This is a genomic window from uncultured Thiocystis sp., assembly GCF_903866365.1.
In the GTDB taxonomy this organism is placed as follows: domain Bacteria; phylum Pseudomonadota; class Gammaproteobacteria; order Chromatiales; family Chromatiaceae; genus Chromatium.
This window is the reverse complement of the sequence record NZ_CAIPNF010000016.1, coordinates 18202-35401: the sequence shown is the minus strand read 5'-3', so window position 1 is coordinate 35401 and position 17200 is coordinate 18202. Positions and strand designations below refer to the sequence as shown.

The 17200-nt window shown below is 64.7% G+C and carries 13 protein-coding genes; 8 read left to right on the top strand and 5 right to left on the bottom strand.

What is annotated here, in order from left to right:
* Window positions 1-123 precede the first annotated feature (123 nt).
* Window positions 124-1617, top strand: coding sequence for a helicase HerA-like domain-containing protein (locus QZY07_RS00680; protein ID WP_295398976.1), 1494 nt, complete (start codon window positions 124-126; stop codon window positions 1615-1617).
* Between the two features lie 294 nt (window positions 1618-1911).
* Here QZY07_RS00680 and topA read toward each other — a convergent pair whose 3' ends face one another.
* The 4 genes from topA to QZY07_RS00660 all read right to left on the bottom strand — a co-directional run bounded on the left by topA (window position 1912) and on the right by QZY07_RS00660 (window position 7382).
* The gene (gene topA / locus QZY07_RS00675) at window positions 1912-4215 is read right to left on the bottom strand and encodes a type I DNA topoisomerase (protein WP_295398974.1); all 2304 of its coding nucleotides are present in this window, start codon (window positions 4213-4215) and stop codon (window positions 1912-1914) included.
* A gap of 188 nt (window positions 4216-4403) precedes the next feature.
* Window positions 4404-4880, bottom strand: coding sequence for a DUF494 domain-containing protein (locus QZY07_RS00670; RefSeq protein ID WP_295398972.1), 477 nt, complete (start codon window positions 4878-4880; stop codon window positions 4404-4406).
* A gap of 137 nt (window positions 4881-5017) precedes the next feature.
* Window positions 5018-6166 (bottom strand): DNA-processing protein DprA, encoded by a 1149-nt coding sequence (dprA, locus tag QZY07_RS00665; RefSeq protein ID WP_295398970.1) that lies wholly within the window; start codon window positions 6164-6166, stop codon window positions 5018-5020.
* Between the two features lie 7 nt (window positions 6167-6173).
* Entirely contained in the window at window positions 6174-7382 is a 1209-nt protein-coding gene (locus QZY07_RS00660) for a LysM domain-containing protein (protein WP_295398968.1), read from the bottom strand.
* A 128-nt stretch (window positions 7383-7510) separates the two neighbouring features.
* Here QZY07_RS00660 and def point away from each other — a divergent pair, with 128 nt between their 5' ends.
* The 7 genes from def to QZY07_RS00625 all read left to right on the top strand — a co-directional run bounded on the left by def (window position 7511) and on the right by QZY07_RS00625 (window position 15509).
* The gene (gene def / locus QZY07_RS00655; protein WP_295398966.1) at window positions 7511-8047 is read left to right on the top strand and encodes a peptide deformylase; all 537 of its coding nucleotides are present in this window, start codon (window positions 7511-7513) and stop codon (window positions 8045-8047) included.
* A 120-nt stretch (window positions 8048-8167) separates the two neighbouring features.
* Window positions 8168-9121 carry a methionyl-tRNA formyltransferase gene (fmt, locus tag QZY07_RS00650; RefSeq protein WP_295398965.1) on the top strand — a complete coding sequence of 318 codons (954 nt, stop codon included), beginning with the start codon at window positions 8168-8170 and terminating at the stop codon, window positions 9119-9121.
* Window positions 9087-10463 (top strand): 16S rRNA (cytosine(967)-C(5))-methyltransferase RsmB, encoded by a 1377-nt coding sequence (gene rsmB / locus QZY07_RS00645; RefSeq protein WP_295398963.1) that lies wholly within the window; start codon window positions 9087-9089, stop codon window positions 10461-10463. The genes fmt and rsmB overlap by 35 nt, the downstream gene beginning before the upstream one ends.
* Entirely contained in the window at window positions 10460-11047 is a 588-nt protein-coding gene (locus tag QZY07_RS00640) for a DUF4390 domain-containing protein (protein ID WP_295398961.1), read from the top strand. Before rsmB ends, QZY07_RS00640 begins: the two co-directional genes overlap by 4 nt.
* A complete protein-coding gene (locus QZY07_RS00635; RefSeq protein WP_295399004.1) occupies window positions 11047-13254 on the top strand; it encodes an ATP-binding protein in 2208 nt (735 codons plus the stop codon). Before QZY07_RS00640 ends, QZY07_RS00635 begins: the two co-directional genes overlap by 1 nt.
* Complete coding sequence (locus tag QZY07_RS00630) at window positions 13251-14618, top strand: sigma-54 dependent transcriptional regulator (protein WP_295398960.1); 1368 nt, start codon at window positions 13251-13253, stop codon at window positions 14616-14618. The genes QZY07_RS00635 and QZY07_RS00630 overlap by 4 nt, the downstream gene beginning before the upstream one ends.
* A 654-nt stretch (window positions 14619-15272) precedes the next feature.
* Window positions 15273-15509 (top strand): hypothetical protein, encoded by a 237-nt coding sequence (locus tag QZY07_RS00625; protein ID WP_295398958.1) that lies wholly within the window; start codon window positions 15273-15275, stop codon window positions 15507-15509.
* Here the strand turns inward: QZY07_RS00625 and ettA are convergent.
* The gene (gene ettA, locus QZY07_RS00620; RefSeq protein WP_295398956.1) at window positions 15470-17131 is read right to left on the bottom strand and encodes an energy-dependent translational throttle protein EttA; all 1662 of its coding nucleotides are present in this window, start codon (window positions 17129-17131) and stop codon (window positions 15470-15472) included. The two genes, QZY07_RS00625 and ettA, sit on opposite strands and share 40 nt — an antisense overlap.
* Window positions 17132-17200 lie beyond the last annotated feature (69 nt).

Genomic DNA, 17200 nt, shown 5'->3' with positions numbered 1-17200 from the left:
TCCGGATTCAAATGGTCCAAAGGGGTTTTTTATCGACCTCCATGATTTGGCATGATCGCTCCGAATGCAATGGGTATACTCGCCGACACGTCCGCATCGCCCAAATTACACGGAGCGCCTTTCATGACATCGTCCATCCTCCTCGGCAAACACGGCGATGCGTCCGTCTCCCTCCTCGCGCGCATGGCCAACCGTCACGGATTAGTGGCCGGCGCGACCGGGACCGGCAAGACGGTCACGCTGCAACGGCTCGCCGAGCAGTTCAGCCGGATCGGCGTGCCGGTGTTTCTGGCCGACATCAAGGGCGATCTCGCGGGCATCGCCCAGGCCGGCGGCGACAATCGGCGGGTGGCGGAACGGGTCGCCGGCATGCATCTGGAACGCGAAGACGGCTTCGTCTACGCCGCCAACCCGGTGATGTTCTGGGACATCCATGGCGAACAGGGTCATCCGGTGCGCACCACGCTCACCGAGCTTGGCCCCCTGCTGCTGGCGCGGCTGCTCAATCTCAACGAAGTTCAGGAGGGCGTCATCAACATCGTCTTCCAGGTCGCCGACGAGAACGGCTGGCTGCTGCTCGACATGAAGGATCTGCGGGCGCTTCTCGGCCATGTTTCGGAGCACGCGGCCGACCTTCAGACCCGCTATGGCAATGTTTCCAGCGCCAGTGTTGGGGCCATCCTGCGCCGCCTGCTGGCGCTGGAACAGCAGGGCGGCGACATCCTGTTTGGCGAGCCGGCGCTGGCGCTCCAGGACATGATGCAGACCGACGAGCACGGCCACGGCTACATCAACGTGCTCGCCGCCGACAAGCTGATTCATGCGCCGGCGCTCTATTCCACCTTCCTGCTCTGGCTGCTGTCCGAACTCTTCGAGGAACTGCCCGAGGTCGGCGACCGGGAGAAACCGAAGATGGTGCTCTTTTTCGACGAGGCGCACCTGATGTTCGACGACGCGCCCAAAGTGCTGCTGGACAATATCGAAAAGGTCGTGCGGCTGATCCGCTCCAAGGGCGTTGGCGTCTATTTCGTTACCCAGAATCCGCTCGACGTGCCCGAATCGGTGCTCGGTCAGCTCGGCAACCGGGTGCAGCACGCCCTGCGCGCCTACACGCCCAAGGATCAGAAGGCGGTGCGGGTGGCGGCCCAGACCTTCCGGCAGAATCCGGCGCTCGACACCGAGACCGTCATCACCGAGCTTGGGGTCGGCGAGGCGCTGGTCTCCACCCTGGATGCGGAGGGCATCCCCGGCATCGTCCAGCGAGTCGACATCGCGCCCCCCGGCAGCCAGCTTGGACCCATCAGCGAGGCGCAACGTCGCGCCATCCTGGAGCAATCGCTGGTCAAGGGGATTTATGACATCCCGATCGACCGCGTCTCGGCCCATGAGATTCTGGAACAGCGGACGCAAGCGGCCGCGGCTGAAGCGGACCTTTCCGACGCTTTCGGTGGCGGTCGCGGCGCCAGGAATCCCGCAGCCGGGCGAACCAGCAACCGCCAGACCCCCATTGAAGCCTTCGCCACCAGCGCCATGCGCTCGCTGGGCAGTCAGATCGGGCGTCAGCTCGTGCGGGGAATCATGGGTTCCTTAGCGGGCGGAAGCACTCGGAAGCGTTAGACGTCGATTGGAAATTCGTTGAAGTTAACCCGGATTTCTCACCGCAAAGACGCGAAGGCCGCAAAGGATTGAATCAAGGATGTTTGGCGGAAGCTTGGCCGAGGCTGGCTCGACCAGGAGACAAGCCGCATGGAAATCCTCAAGGTATTGTTTCCTTTGCGTTCTTCGTGCCTTTGTGGTGAATTCATGAAATATTCGGGTTAAATGGCCATTCGGCAAACCGCACATCAGCGATCACCCACGGCGATTGGAGAAGCCGATGGCGCTGACGCCAGCACCCTCCCCTGGATGCGCTCAGGAGTCGGCCTCTTGCGTCTCGGGCTGATCGAGCGGCTCGCGATAACCGCATTCCTTCTGCGGACAAACCTTGGCCGCGCCCTTGGTCTTGGTCGTCTTGATGGTCATCACCGCCCAGCCGCACTTTGGACAGGGTTCGGCGATGGGCTCGTCCCAGACCGCATAATCGCACTTGGGATAGGTGGAGCAGGAATAAAAAATCTTGCCCCGCCGCGATTTTTTCTTTTGCAACGTGCCCTTTTGACATTTGGGACAGACCACGCCCGTATCCTCGGGCTTCTCCAGCGGCTCGATGTGCTTGCACTTGGGATAGGCGCTGCAACCGATGAACTTGCCGTAACGACCGCGTTTGATCTCCAGCGGTGAGCCGCACTCGGGGCAGGTTCGGCCCTCGACGATCTCCGGCGCCTCGGCCTCCGCCTTGTCGGCGTTGAGGTCGCGGGTGTAATCGCAGTCGGGATAATTGGTGCAGCCGATAAAGCGTCCGTTACGCCCGAGCCGGATGGACAGCGGCCCGCCGCATTTGGGGCAGAGTTCATCGAGCTTTTCCTGCGTCACGTCGCTGCGCTTGACGTTCTCCTGAGTGTAATCCACCAACTCCTTGAAGGGTTTCCAGAAGTGTTCGAGTAGCGGAACCCACTCCTCCTCGCCGCGCGAAACCGCGTCCAGTTCGTCTTCCAGCCGCGCGGTGAAATCGTAGTCCACGTAAGCAGGAAAATACTCGGTGAGGAATTTGTTGACCACCCGTCCTACGTCGGTCGGCGAAAAGCGTTTTTTGTCGAGGATGACGTATTCGCGATCCTGCAGGGTGGAGATGATGGACGCGTAGGTGGATGGCCGGCCAATGCCGAATTCCTCCAGTTCCTTGACCAGCGAAGCCTCGGAATAGCGCGGCGGCGGCTCGGTGAAATGCTGCTCGGGCCGAATGGCCAGCAGATCGACCAGATCCCCGACCTGCATCTCCGGGAGCATGCGCTCCTCGTCGTCATCGGCGCTCCTGGCGTCATCGCGTCCTTCGAGATAGACGCGCATGAAGCCCGGTTCGGCGATGATCGAGCCGGTCGCGCGCAGCAGATTGCCCGCTCCCGCGCTGAGATCGACCGCGACCTGATTGATCAGCGCATGCGCCATCTGACAGGCCAGGGTCCGTTTCCAGATCAGCTCGTAGAGCCGGAATTGCTCGGGGCTCAGATGCGCCTTAACCACCGCCGGCTCGCGCAGGATCGAGGTCGGGCGGATCGCCTCATGCGCCTCCTGGGCGTTCTTGGCCTTGGTCTTGAACAGACGGGGCTGATCCGGCAGATCGGCGGCGCCATAGCGATCGGTCACATAGGCGCGAATCTCCTCCACCGCCTCCTGGGCCAGATTGACCGAGTCGGTCCGCATATAGCTGATCAGACCGACCGCGCCGCCGCCCACGTCAACGCCTTCATAGAGTTGCTGGGCCACCCGCATGGTGCGCTGGGTCGTGAAACCGAGCTTGCGCGCCGCCTCCTGCTGGAGGGTCGAGGTGATGAAGGGCGGCGCGGGATGGCGCTTGCGTTGCTTGCGCTCGACCTGCTCGACCTTGAGTGTGCCGTTGGCGGCCTGTTCCAGCGTCTGCCGCACCTCGGTGGCGCGGGTCTCGTCGGTGATCGTGAACTGCTCCACCTTGTCGCCGCCGAAGGTCGTCAGCTTGGCGCTGAATGACTTGGCGTCTTTCGCGGCATCGGCCTCGATGGTCCAGTATTCCTGCCGGACGAAGGCTTCGATCTCGTTCTCGCGTTCGCAGATCAGACGCAACGCCGGACTCTGGACTCGCCCGGCCGAGAGTCCGCGGCGGATCTTCTTCCACAACAGCGGGGATAGATTGAAACCGACCAGATAGTCCAGCGCGCGCCGCGCTTGCTGGGCGTTCACCAGGTCATAGGAGAGTTCGCGGGGATTCGCGACCGCCTCCTGGACCGCGCGTTTCGTGATCTCGTTGAACACCACCCGATGCACCGGTCGGTCGCCCAACTGCTTGCGGCCCTTGAGCAGTTCATACAGATGCCAGGAGATCGCCTCGCCCTCGCGATCCGGGTCGGTCGCTAGATAGAGCGCCGTGGCCCCTTTGAGCTTTTTGGCGATGGCCTGGACGTGTTTCTCGTTGCGGTCGATGATCTGGTATTTCATCGCGAAGCCGTTCGCGGTGTCGACGGCGCCCTCCTTCGGCACCAGATCGCGCACATGGCCATAGGAGGCGATGACCTCGAAATCGGGTCCGAGATACTTTTCGATGGTCTTGGCCTTGGCGGGCGATTCGACGATAACGAGATTCATGTGGTCTTCTGGTCGGAGGTGGCGCGATTTTCCTAGGGTAAACCGATTTTAAGCCGCGTCCAGAGCGATCTGCCTTGCCGCGCGCAAATTCAGCCTCGCCGATCGGTCAAAGCGAGCGGCGAAACGCGGCATCAGCGATTCAATAATCGATTCATGCGCGCAACAAGGCATGCCCTAGCGGACGCAATTTAATGCAGATACACGGGCTCTTCGTTATAGACCATGTCCTCCATCTGAGTGAAGGCATCTTCCCGGCCTGGGCGATTCATGAGCACCAGCAGCACCACCCATTTGACTTCATCGACCGTGACCAGCGGGTGATCGATCGCCAGCAGACGGTCGATCGCCAGTTCGCGGCTGGCCGGATCGAGGATTCCGCTCTGTTCCAGAAACAGGAGCAGTCCGCGCGCTTCCAAATCCAGCTTGGCGCATTCGATCTCGCAGTAGAGACGCAGCGAACCCGTGGCGTGATCGTGGGACTGAGGGGCGTCGACCCCAACGGCCAATTCGTCGAGCCAGAGCAGCGCTTTGTCGATCTCGGTCTTGCTGAAACCCGCCTCCGACAGCTCGTCTTCCAGATCGCTTTGGTCGACCGGGGGCTGACTCTCGCCGTCCATATAATTCTCATAGAGATAGATCAACACATCGACCATGTTTTCGTACATCAACCAACCTCGTGGAGGGCGTCGGCCGTCAGGCTGACGGAGACAATCGCCACACAATGCCATGACCGGCCATGACTGGACCGCGACCGGTATGACATGCGGTGGCATGAACCGGTAGGCGTCATCGCTGACGCGGGTTAGGTGCGAGAACGGTGATAGCGTCCTCCAGGCGCCGATGATACATGACCGCTCAATTCCAGGACCAACAACATGGCGCCCACGCGCTGGGCGGGCAACCCGCTGCGCTCGATCAATTCATCCGGGGCAACCGGATCGAACCCCATGGCATCCAGCAACCGCCGTGACTCCGCGTCAAGGGACGCCGACAGCGCAGGCGCTGCTTCCGCGTCCGCCAGGTCCGCGGTCGCCGCGACTGGGGCCGCCAGCGCGCAACGCAGCATCGGCGCCAGTTCCACCAGAATGTCCTGGGCGGATTCGACCAGCTTGGCGCCATCGCGGATCAGTGCGTGACAGCCCCGCGCGAGCGGGTTGCGGATCGACCCCGGCACGGCGAACACCTCGCGCCCCTGTTCGAGCGCGGCACGGGCGGTGATCAGGGATCCGCTCTTCAGTGCCGCCTCGGTGACCAGCACCCCCAGACTCAACCCGCTGATGAGCCGGTTGCGGCGTGGGAAATTCCGGGCCAGCGGCCCCTGCCCCGGCGGAAACTCGCTGACCAGCGCGCCCGCGTCGGCGATCCGACGGGCCAGATCCCGATGGATCGCGGGATAGACGCGATCAGGGCCGGTTCCAAGCACCGCGATGGTTCGCCCCCCTCCCGCCAGGGCGGAGGCATGGGCGGCGCCGTCGACGCCGAGCGCCAGACCGCTGGTCACGATGAGGCCGAAACCGACCAGTTGCCGGGCGAACTCCCGGGTGGTTTCAAGTCCGCCCGGCGTGGGATTGCGACTACCGACGATGGCGAGCTGTGGTTCGGCGAGCAGACCGACGTCACCGCGCACATAGAGCAGCGGCGGCGCATCGTGAATCTCGGCGAGCAGGGGTGGATAACGGGAATCGGCAAGGGTGAGAATATGGGCATCGGGCTGAGCCGACCAGTCCAGCGCGGCCGCGAGGGCGTCCGGGTCTGGCTGTTTGAGGGCCGACACGCTTGCCGGCTTCAGGCCCGCGGCGGCAAGCCGTTCGGGGGATGCGCGCAGAACCGCGACGGGACTGCCGAAGTGTTCGATCAGTCCAGCGACGGCACGCGGCCCGATCCCTGGCGCATTGACCAAGGCGAGCCAGGCGTCGAGCGGCGCGTCCAGCGGATTCGAGCGCGGACCCAAGATGCGATCAGGAGGGCGGTGGCGCGACCTGGTCGCCAACCGTGAAGGCGCGCTGGGCATCCAACACCAGGGCGAAACTCACCCGCTCGAAGGTCCGGAAGACCATCAGGACGCCCGCCCGCTCAAAGGGTTTGAAAAACTGCGCATTCTTCCGGCGGAAATCCGCGTGGAGCGGCAAGGGTTCGTTCGGGGATGGTTCGTCGCGACGCCAGCCCTTATTCTCGAAATCGCGACCGTACCAGAATTCGGTCGACAAGGGGCTCTCGCTGCGCCAGTTGGAGAAGACACTGCCGCCGCGCACCTGATCGCGTTGCTTGGTGCCGCCGACGAATGCCTCGAAGACATGGCCCGGTGCGATGCGGTCACGGGTTCCGCGATTGAGGACGACGACATCGAATTGACCGATCTGCGAGACGCCGTTGAGCACCGACAGAATTCGGCCTCGGGTTCCCGCCGGCGCGGGTCGCGGGTAAAAATTCTCGAGCGGTTTCTCGGCACTCGCGGGGATCACGCGATCACCGATGGACACCTCGCGCTCCGAGCGCACGACCTGGAGTTTGGCCGGATCGCCGATACGCTCCAGCGCGGCGTTGGCGACAAAGAGCGCCTCGTAGCCCAGGATTTCGTTGGTGTCGGGATCGCGCAGCGCGTCTCCGGGCCGGAGAATCTGGAAATTCGTCTGCTGGTTGGAATGGATTCGGCGCACGTAGATAGAGTCGTGCAAACCCGCCACAATATGTTCGTCCGGGAACCCCACCACATAGGATGCGCGCTCGATCTGATCCGAGTCCGCCACATAGGGCTGGGTCAGGAAAGGTGCGATCGAGGCAATCCGGATCGTCGGTACGGCCTCTTTGAGCGAAGACGCGCGAACCTGCGGACTCAGTCGCACCACCCGCATGCCGTCGCGGGATCCTGCCGCCGCACTGCCGCCACGCGCCACGCGCACGCGCGGCTGACCGTCGACCATCGTCAACTGGAGCACGTCGCCGGGGTAGATGAGATCCGGATCGTCCAGACCCGCGTTGGCCTGCCAGACCTCCGACCACCGCCAGGGGTCGCGCAGAAACCGCCCGGCGATCTCCCAGAGCGTATCGCCCGAGCGAACGACATAGGTCTCCGGCGCGTCGGGCGCAAGTTCGACGGCAGGTGCCAAGGTGGCTAGCAGCAGCAAGGTGCCGGCAAGCAGGGTAGTGATGGCGAAACGGCTGATCATGGCGCGACGAACCCTCCGGGGTGGTCGAAACGGGATTCACCCGCCCCCATTAAGGTGGTGTAGTATTCTTAACGATAGTAGCGCACGCGACTCTCTCTATTCCACTCGTTTACTGCAAACTTGCAAAGATGGCTAAGCTCGATATTCTTACCTTTCCCGATCCGCGGCTGCGCCAAAAAGCACGGCCCGTTGAGCACGTCGACGCCGCGATCCGCCGCCTGGTCGACGACATGCTGGACACCATGTACGCCGCGCCGGGCATCGGCCTGGCGGCCACCCAGGTCGATGTCCCGCTCCAGGTGCTGGTGATCGACACCTCCGAACACCATGACACGCCACTGTGCCTGATCAATCCCCGCGTCCTGTCGCTGGAAGGCACGGAACAGATGGACGAAGGCTGCCTCTCCGTACCGGGTTTTTACGAAACGGTCACCCGCGCCGAGCGAGTCAGCGTCCAGGCGCTCGACCGCGCGGGCGAGTCCTTTACCCTGGACGCCGATGGGTTGCTCGCGGTCTGCATCCAGCACGAGATCGACCATCTGGCAGGCAAACTCTTCGTCGACCACATCTCGATGCTCAAGCGCCAGCGCATCCGCCGCAAACTGGAGAAAGATCTGCGACAGTCCGCGGCACCCGCCGGCGAACCGCGACGGGGCATCCTCTGATGCGGACCGGTCAGCGCGGGCAGTCGGCGCGAAGCGCGCCTTCGCGTATCCCTCGCCGGCGCGCTCCGGGTCGGGAGGTCGGTCGGGGTTCCGGCGCTCGGACGATGCGATGGCCCAGCGATGAATAGCACCCGAGTCATCTTCGCGGGAACGCCCGAGTTCGCGGTCCCGAGTCTCGCCGCCCTGCTGGACGCCGGACGCGCCGCCGGGCTGGAGGTGGTCGCGGTCTACACGCAGCCGGATCGCCCCGCCGGACGCGGCCAAAAGCTCCAGGCGAGCCCGGTCAAGGCGCTGGCCCAGGCACACGCTGTCCCGGTTTTTCAGCCCGAGAGCCTGAAACGGGACGCCGACGCGGTCGCCCAACTGCGCGCGCTCGATGCCGATCTGATGGTGGTGGTCGCCTATGGACTGCTCCTCCCGGTCGCGGTCCTGGAAGCGCCCCGCCTCGGCTGTCTCAACGTGCATGCCTCGCTGCTCCCGCGCTGGCGCGGCGCGGCGCCGATCCAGCGCGCGGTGCTCGCCGGCGACACGCTCGGCGGGGTCTGCATCATGGGGATGGAAGCCGGTCTCGACACCGGTCCGGTCTACCATCGCGTCGAGACGCCGATCGGCCCGCGCGAAACCGGCGGCAGTCTCCACGACCGACTCGCCATCCTGGGCGCCAGCGCGCTGCTCGCGGCCCTGCCGGGAATTCTCGACGGTTCGTCCGTCCCCGAGCCCCAGAACGACGCGCTCGCCACCTATGCGCACAAACTCACCAAGGAAGCGGCGTGCATCGACTGGACCCAGCCCGCCGACGCCATCGAGCGTCAGGTGCGCGCCTTCGATCCCTGGCCGGTCGCGCAGACCAGCCTGGACGGCGCCGTGCTGCGCGTCTGGGATGCCGAAGCCGACGAGGGGGCGGCGATCCCGGCCGCGCCCGGAGAGGTCGTCGCCACCGGCAAGACCGGCATCGTCGTGGCGACCGGTCGGGGCACGCTGCGCATCGTCCGTCTTCAGCCTGCCGGAAAAAAACCCATGAGCGCAACGGATTTCCTCAATGCACGACACCTGGACGGGCGGCGGCTTGGTTGATCCAGGACAGCACGCCGCGAGTCCAGCCACTCCCGCCGGCGCCGACTCGCGCGCGGCCGCCGCGCTCAACCTGCATCGGGTCCGCGATCAGGGTCAGTCGCTGACGCGGGTTCTCCAGCAGCCCCAGGCCGCGCGCACACCCGCCGATCAAGCCTTAATCCAGGAGATGACCTACGGGGCGCTGCGCCTCCTGCCCCGGCTGGAGGCGCTGGCCGGACGCTTGCTCAATCGCCCCGTCAAGACATCCGACCGGGATCTGGAGGCGCTGATCCTGGTCGGGCTGTATCAGCTCATCGCGATGAAGATTCCGGCGCACGCCGCGGTGTCGGCCACCGTCGACGCCAGCCGACTCCTCGGCAAGCCGGACAAGGCGCCCCTGGTCAACGCGTTGCTGCGGAGGTTCCTGCGCGAACGTGAGACCCTGCTGACCGAGATCGAGCATGAGCCTGGAGCCCGCTGGCTCTTTCCCGACTGGCTGCTGACCCGCCTGCGCCGCGACTGGCCCGCGGACTGGGAGCGCATCGTCGACGCCAGCAACGAGCGTCCGCCAATGGCCCTGCGGGTCAATCGACTGCGCGTCAGCCTGAGCGACTACACCGACCAGCTCGCCGTCGCCGGCATCGCCGCGCGCCCCGTCCCGGAGTGCGGAACGGGCCTGATCCTCGATCGCCCCCGCGCCACCCGGGATCTCCCCGGTTTCGAGCGCGGGCTCGTGTCGGTGCAGGACAGCGGCGCCCAACTCGCGGCTCAATGGCTAGACGCCACCCCGGGACAGCGCGTCCTCGATGCCTGCGCCGCGCCCGGCGGCAAGACCGCCGCCATCCTGGAACGGGCCGACAACGCACTCGACCTGATCGCCATCGACAGCGACGCCTCGCGGCTCGACAGCGTGCGCGCGACCCTCGCCCGGCTCGGTCTGACGGCCAGCGTCATCCAGGCCGATGCCGCCGCTCCCCTGGGCACCTGGACCGAACGCCCCTTCGACCGCATTCTGCTCGATGTCCCCTGCTCCGCCACTGGCGTCATCCGCCGCCATCCGGACATCAAATGGCTGCGGCGCGACCGCGACATTCCCGAACTCGCCGCGGCGCAGGCAGCGATGCTCGACGCCATCTGGCCCCTGCTCGCGCCCGGCGGACGCCTGCTCTATGCGACCTGTTCGCTGCTGGCCGAGGAGAACCACGAGCAGATCGCCGCCTATCTGTCCCGTCAGCCCGAGGCGCGCGAACGGGATCTGCCGACCGCTTCAGGCCAGACCTGCCCTCACGGGCGTCAGTGGCTGCCAACGCCCGGCGGGAGCGACGGCTTTTACTATGCGCTCATCGAACGGGCGGACGCATGAGCGGGGGACACGCAACACGGATTCGGCAAGCGCTGACACTGAGTCTGGCGTTCGCGCTCCTGACCTGGATCATCCTGTCGTCCGCCCTCGCGGGGGACGACTTCGCGTTCCGGCAGTCCCGCATTCGGCTGGAGGATGGGGTTTATTATCTGGACGCCACCATCGACTCCTCGTTCAGTGAAGAGGCCCTGGAAGCGCTGAACAACGGGGTTCCCCTGACGATCGTCATCCACCTGCAAATCCGGCGCGTCAACGCCTGGCTGTGGGAAGACAGTCTGCTGGATCGGCAGATGCGCTACGCCATCCGCTATAAGCCATTGTCCGAACGCTACGAGGTGTACCGCCTGCCGGGCACCAGCGGGCGCGGATTCGAGACCCGCGAGGCCGCGATCCGCGCGCTGGGCGAACTTCAGAACGTGCAGCTGATCGCGCAGGACAAACTGGACCAGGAAGAGGATTACGAACTCCAGATCAAGGTCTTTCTGGACATCGAGGAATTGCCCCTGCCGCTGCGCCCCATGGCCTATCTCAAACCGTCCTGGAAGCTCTCCAGCGAGTGGAATAAGTGGCCGCTAAGCCCTTGATGAAACTGCGCGAACTCGGAATCCTGCCCGTCGCTGGCCTGATCGTCGGACTGTTCGTGGTGCTGGTGCTGATGCGCGACGCGGTACAGAACTCCGAGGCGCTCAGCCGTGCCTTCGTGCCGCTGCTGTTCGCGGTGCTGGCCGGACTCCTGGTGCTGGCCGTGCTGGTGGCGGTCAACGTGGTCAAGCTGGTGCGGCGTCATCGCCGCCAGGCGGCTGGATCGCGACTGACCGCGCGCATCGTCACCCTGTTCGCGCTCATCTCGCTGCTGCCGGTGGGCGTGGTCTACTATTTCTCGCTCGGCTTTCTCCTGCGCGGGATCGATAGCTGGTTCGATGTCAAAATCGGACGCGCCATGCAGGATGCGCTGCTGCTGAATCAGGCATCGCTCGATCTCAACCAACGGGTGCTCGGCAAATACACCGAGCAATTGCTCGCCGGCATCGAGGACCGCTCGGCAACCGCGATCGCGCTCAGTCTCAATCATCGGCGCCGTCAGGCCGGCGCCATCGAATTGACCGTCTATGGACCCGGCGGCCAGGTGCTGGGCACGGCCAACGAGGATCCCACGCAACTGGTCCCCGACCACGCCGAGCGCGAGATTCAGCAGAGCGTGCGCGCCGGTAACAATTATGTCGGACTGGAAAGCGGCCCCGGCGACGAACTGGTGGTGCGCGCGCTGGTCAACGATCCCGGCGGACGCGAGATGCAGATGCAGGCGATCTTCCCGACCTCCGCGCGCATCAGCGAACTCTCGGCGCGTCTCGAAGATGCCTACAATCGCTACACCGAGCTGGCCTATCTGCGCCAGTCGCTCAAATTCAGCTTTTCGCTGACCCTGTCGCTGGTGCTCCTGTTCGGCCTCATGGCGGCCTTGATCGCGGCCTTTCATACCGCGCGCAGATTGGTCGCGCCGGTGGCGGACATCGCCCGCGGCACCCGCGCCATCGCCGCGGGCGACTACGAGCAGCAGATCCCGTTACCGGCGCATGACGACGAAATCACCTTTCTGGTCGCCTCCTTCAATGCCATGTCGCGGCGGATCGCCCGGGCGCGCGACGATGCCGCGCGCAGCAAACTGGCGGTGGAGACCCAACGCAATTATCTGGAGACCGTGCTTGGCCGTCTTTCGTCGGGTGTCGTGGCCTTCGATGAAAGCCAGTGTCTGCGCACCGCGAATCCCGCCGCGCGCAACATTCTGACCCTGAGCTTCGCCGAGGAGGCGGGTCCGACGCTCGAACGGATCGAGCGCGAGCAGCCCTGTCTCACCCCCTGGACCGAAACCGTCCGCCGTCACCTCGCCGCCGGCGAGGCATGGCGCGCCGAGGTGATCCTGCAACGCGGCGAGAGCAACCAGACGCTCCTGTGTCGCGGCAGCCCGCTACCCCTGCCGGACTCCGAGCAGCGCGGTCATGTGGTGGTCTTCGACGACATCACCTCGCTCATCACCGCCCAGCGCAACGCCGCCTGGGGCGAGGTGGCGCGACGTCTGGCCCACGAGATCAAGAATCCGCTCACCCCCATCCAACTCTCCGCCGAACGGCTGCGTCACAAGCTACTGTCCAAGGCCGACGAGGTGGACGCCAAAATCATCGACCGCGCCACCAGCACCATCATCGCGCAGGTGGAGGCCATGAAGGCCATGGTCAACGACTTTTCGGACTATGCGCGGGCGCCCCGGATTCAGCAGGAGCCGTTGATTCTCGACCAGTTGATTCAGGAGGTTCTGGATCTTTATCGCAGCGCCGGGACGCCCGCGCTGCACATCGGTCTGAACGCGGCGGGGGTTCAGGTTCGCGGCGATCCGCTGCGACTGCGGCAACTGATCCACAATCTGATCAAAAACGCGCAGGAGGCATTGGATGGCCGCGCCAATGCACGCATCGGCGTGACCACGACAGTGATCGACGACCTGGCCCCAGAGGCTTCCCAAAGGGACGCCGGCGCCGCGATTCAGCTCACCGTGACCGATAACGGTCCCGGTTTCGAGGCTCACCTGCTGGAACGGCTCTTCGAGCCCTATGTCACCACCAAAGCCAAGGGGACCGGGCTGGGGCTCGCCATCGTTAAGAAGATTATTGAGGAGCACGGCGGTATGATCGCGGCTGAAAACACCGGCGAGGGCGCCTTGATCAGGATCCGGCTGCCGGTCTGGCAAGCCGCCCCGCGGACGAACCAAGGTCTGGAGCAAGACAAACACCCATGAGCGCAACACACATCCTGGTGGTGGACGACGAGCCCGACATTCGCGGCCTGGTCCAGGAAATTCTGGAGGACGAAGGCTATACCGTGGCCATTGCCGAAAACGGCGAGACCGCGCGTCATGCCCTGCGCGACCGGCGCCCGGACCTGATTCTGCTGGACATCTGGATGCCCGACATCGACGGCATCACACTCTTGAAGGAATGGTCGGAAGACGACAACCTGCCCTGCCCGGTCATCATGATGTCCGGTCACGGCACGGTCGAGACCGCGGTGGAGGCCACCCGGCTCGGCGCCTACGACTTTCTCGAAAAACCGCTGTCCATGGCCAAGCTGCTGCTCACGGTCGAGCGCGCGCTGGAGGCGGACAAACTCCAGCAGGAAAACATCGGGCTAAAGCGCCGCACGCCGCAGGTCCATGAACCGATCGGGCGCAGCGCGTCCATGCAGCGACTGCGCGAACAGGTCAAGCGTATCGCCCAGCACGATACCTGGGTATTGATCATGGGCGAGGCCGGCAGCGGGCGCGAGACCTTCGCGCGCTATCTGCACTCCCAAAGCGCGCGGCGCGAACGGCCCTTCGTGGATCTCAGCGTCTCCTCGCTGGCCGGCGGCAACGCCGCGCGCGAACTGTTCGGAACCGAAGAGGGCGAGCATACCCATTACGGCAGTCTGGAGAAGGCCGCGGGCGGCACCCTGCTGCTCGACGAAGTCGCCGACATGGAGCTCGAGGCGCAGTTGAAACTGCTGGGCGCCCTGGACAGCGGTTCCTTCCTGCGCGTGGGCGGCAACGAACCGGTGCGCATCGACGTGCGCATCGTCGCCGTCACCCAGCGCAACCTGGAAGACGAGGTGCGCGCCGGACGCTTCCGCGAGGATCTTTTCTATCATCTCAACGTCGTCCCGCTCACGGTCCCGTCCCTGCAGGAACATGCCGAGGACGTGCCGGACCTGCTGAATTTTTATCTGGACTATTTCGCCACCCACGAAAAACTGCCCTACCGTCGCTTCAGCGTCGGCGCGCAGAACTTTCTGCGCAATTACGGCTGGCCGGGCAATGTCCGCGAACTGAAGAACCTGGTCCAGCGCGTGCTGATTCTGGGCGCCGGCGACGAGATCGGGCAGAAAGAAGTCGAGACCGCGCTCGGCGCGCCGCCGCCGATTCAGGTTCAGGCGCTGGAAGGTCTGGTGTCCTTCGACCAGCCACTGCGCACCGCGCGCGAACAGTTCGAGAAGGCGTATCTGGATTATCAGCTGGAAAAGCACGCCGGCAACGTCAGCAAGATGGCCAAGGAGGCAGGCATGGAACGCACCCACCTCTATCGCAAGCTGCGCTCGCTCGGGATCGAGATCAAGGAGCGGCGATGAGCGTCCGGCCTTCGGCCGCCAGAGGTCAATGCCTATGATGGCGGCCCGCTGGTCGGGCAAGAACTGCGCACGGTCCAAACGGCGCCGCTCCAACCCGCGGCACGGGACATCCACTGGAGGAGCGGCTCGTTAAGCTGAGTTTGCCGCCATAGAAAAAAACCCAGGCGCAAAGTGACCCCGGGCATTGGAGCTTCCGGAAACTCGATCGCAGCCTGGTCTCGTGGTTTACCCGCGGCCTGCGTCGTCTGAAGCGGTGTCTCCAAAACGATCTCCCGTTGCCCGCCTTTCATGCCCGTGAGTAACTGATAGGTGATGAGGTGCGCTGACAAAACCACGCCCGCCCATGCGCTATTGTGCGGGTCTTCCCGTCAGGGTGCGATGTACAGCGAAAGATTTGGACCGCGCGTCGACGCTTCGGTCATCTCGCTCGGCAGCGAGCCGGGCGAGAACGCCTCGCGGCGGTCGTCAAGGTGCCAGGCGTCTCCTGCGCTCGATGCCAAAACCGACGCTTGACCCAAGCAGATGGAAGGCGTGGCCTATGCGAGACCATCGGCCGTCTTGACCTCGCCAACGACTCCGACGACAAGACCTTCCAGGCATTTCGTGCTGTGGAGACGCGCCCCATGATGTCCTCGTCGCGGGCGCTGGGGCAGGGTGCTCATCAAGCTCGCCGCCGATGCCTGGCGTCTGATCCGCGAATCCAGCGCCCATGTCATCCTTTCCGGGCTGGGCAAGATCACGCAGGCGTTCGACCGGGTCGTGGCCGAGCAGGCGGGATCGGCGGATGCCTGGAAGCCGGTCAAACAACAACCGTTGATCGACGCGGGACGCTGGTCTGAATTGACCGCCGATCAGGCCGACAACCGCCGATACTTGAGCCGGTGCGGCTGATCCGCGTCGGTGCCCAGACGGCGGTGGCGGTCGGCCTCGTAGTCGGCGTAATTCCCCTCGAACCAGGTCACTTGCGAGTCGCCCTCGAAGGCGAGGATGTGGGTGGCGATGCGATCCAGGAACCAGCGGTCATGGCTGATGACCACCGCGCAGCCGGGGAAGGTCAGCAGCGCCTGGGCGCGGAGGGTCTCGACGTCCAGGTCGTTGGTCGGCTCGTCGAGCAGCAGCAGGTTGCCGCCGCTTTTGAGCAGCTTGGCCAGATGCACCCGGTTGCGCTCGCCGCCGGAGAGGTCGCCGATGCGCTTCTGCTGATCCCCGCCCTTGAAGTTAAACCGCCCGCAATAGGCACGCGAGGACATCTCATAACGACCGACCACGATGGTGTCCGAGCCGTCCGAGATTTCCTGCCAGATGGTCTTGTTGTCGTCGAGCGCGTCGCGGCTCTGATCGACATGGGCGATCTGGACCGTCTCGCCGATGCGCAGCGTGCCGGCGTCGGGTTGTTCCTGTCCGGTGAGCAGCCGAAACAGCGTGGTCTTGCCGGCGCCGTTGGGGCCGATGATGCCGACGATACCGCCCTGCGGCAGGTTGAAGGTCAGATCCTCGTAGAGCAGATTGTCGCCATACGCCTTCTTGAGTCCGGTCGCTTCGATGACGAGTTCGCCGAGACGCGGCCCCGGCGGGATGTAGATCTCGTTGGTCTCGTTGCGGGACTGGAATTCCTGCGACTGCAATTCGTCGAAGCGGGCCATGCGCGCCTTGCTCTTGGCGTGACGCCCCTTGGGGTTGGATCGCACCCACTCCAGCTCGTGCTTCATGGCCGTGATGCGGGCGTGTTCCTGCTTTTGTTCCAGCTCCAGGCGTTGTTCCTTCTGTTCCAGCCAGGAGGAATAATTGCCTTCCCAGGGGATACCGTGGCCGCGATCGAGTTCCAGGATCCAGCCGGCGACATTGTCCAGGAAGTAGCGGTCATGGGTGACGGCGACCACGGTGCCGGGATATTCGAGCAGGAAGCGTTCGAGCCAGGCGACCGATTCGGCGTCCAGATGGTTGGTCGGCTCGTCGAGCAGCAGCATGTCGGGCTTGGAGAGCAGCAGCCGGCAGAGCGCGACGCGGCGGCGCTCGCCGCCGGAGAGTCGGGTGACGTCGGCGTCCCAGGGCGGCAGGCGCAGCGCGTCGGCGGCGACCTCCAGGGTGCGCTCCAGGTTGTGTCCGTCGGTGGCCTCGATCAGGTTTTCGAGATCCGCCTGTTCCTTGGCCAGGGCGTCGAAATCGGCGTCCGCGTCGGCGTAGGCGGCGTAGACTTCATCCAGCCGGGTCAGCGCGTCCTTGATGTGACCGAGCGCCTCCTCCACGTTGCCGCGCACATCCTTGGCGGGATCGAGTTGCGGCTCCTGCGACAGAAAACCGATCTTGATATTGGCGAGCGGACGGGCCTCGCCCTCGATCTCGGTGTCGAGACCGGCCATGATCCTGAGCAGCGTGGATTTGCCCGAGCCGTTCAGACCCAGCACGCCGATCTTGGCGCCGGGATAAAACGAGAGCGAAATGTCGCGCAGAATGACGCGCTTGGGCGGCACAATCTTGCCGACCCGGTTCATGGTAAAGATGTATTGAGCCATGGTTTTTGCGGTTTGGTTGCTTGGGGGATGTCGTCAGGGATGCGCATCGACGGATGCCAGGGAGGAGGC

What these genes read in the sequence shown, in the direction of transcription:
- QZY07_RS00680 (WP_295398976.1), top strand. Translation starts at nt 124, where the DNA reads ATGACATCGTCCATCCTCCTCGGCAAACACGGCGATGCGTCCGTCTCC.
- topA (WP_295398974.1), bottom strand. Translation starts at nt 4,215, where the DNA reads ATGAATCTCGTTATCGTCGAATCGCCCGCCAAGGCCAAGACCATCGAA.
- QZY07_RS00670 (WP_295398972.1), bottom strand. Translation starts at nt 4,880, where the DNA reads ATGTACGAAAACATGGTCGATGTGTTGATCTATCTCTATGAGAATTAT.
- QZY07_RS00660 (WP_295398968.1), bottom strand. Translation starts at nt 7,382, where the DNA reads ATGATCAGCCGTTTCGCCATCACTACCCTGCTTGCCGGCACCTTGCTG.
- def (WP_295398966.1), top strand. Translation starts at nt 7,511, where the DNA reads ATGGCTAAGCTCGATATTCTTACCTTTCCCGATCCGCGGCTGCGCCAA.
- fmt (WP_295398965.1), top strand. Translation starts at nt 8,168, where the DNA reads ATGAATAGCACCCGAGTCATCTTCGCGGGAACGCCCGAGTTCGCGGTC.
- rsmB (WP_295398963.1), top strand. Translation starts at nt 9,087, where the DNA reads ATGCACGACACCTGGACGGGCGGCGGCTTGGTTGATCCAGGACAGCAC.
- QZY07_RS00640 (WP_295398961.1), top strand. Translation starts at nt 10,460, where the DNA reads ATGAGCGGGGGACACGCAACACGGATTCGGCAAGCGCTGACACTGAGT.
- QZY07_RS00635 (WP_295399004.1), top strand. Translation starts at nt 11,047, where the DNA reads ATGAAACTGCGCGAACTCGGAATCCTGCCCGTCGCTGGCCTGATCGTC.
- QZY07_RS00630 (WP_295398960.1), top strand. Translation starts at nt 13,251, where the DNA reads ATGAGCGCAACACACATCCTGGTGGTGGACGACGAGCCCGACATTCGC.
- ettA (WP_295398956.1), bottom strand. Translation starts at nt 17,131, where the DNA reads ATGGCTCAATACATCTTTACCATGAACCGGGTCGGCAAGATTGTGCCG.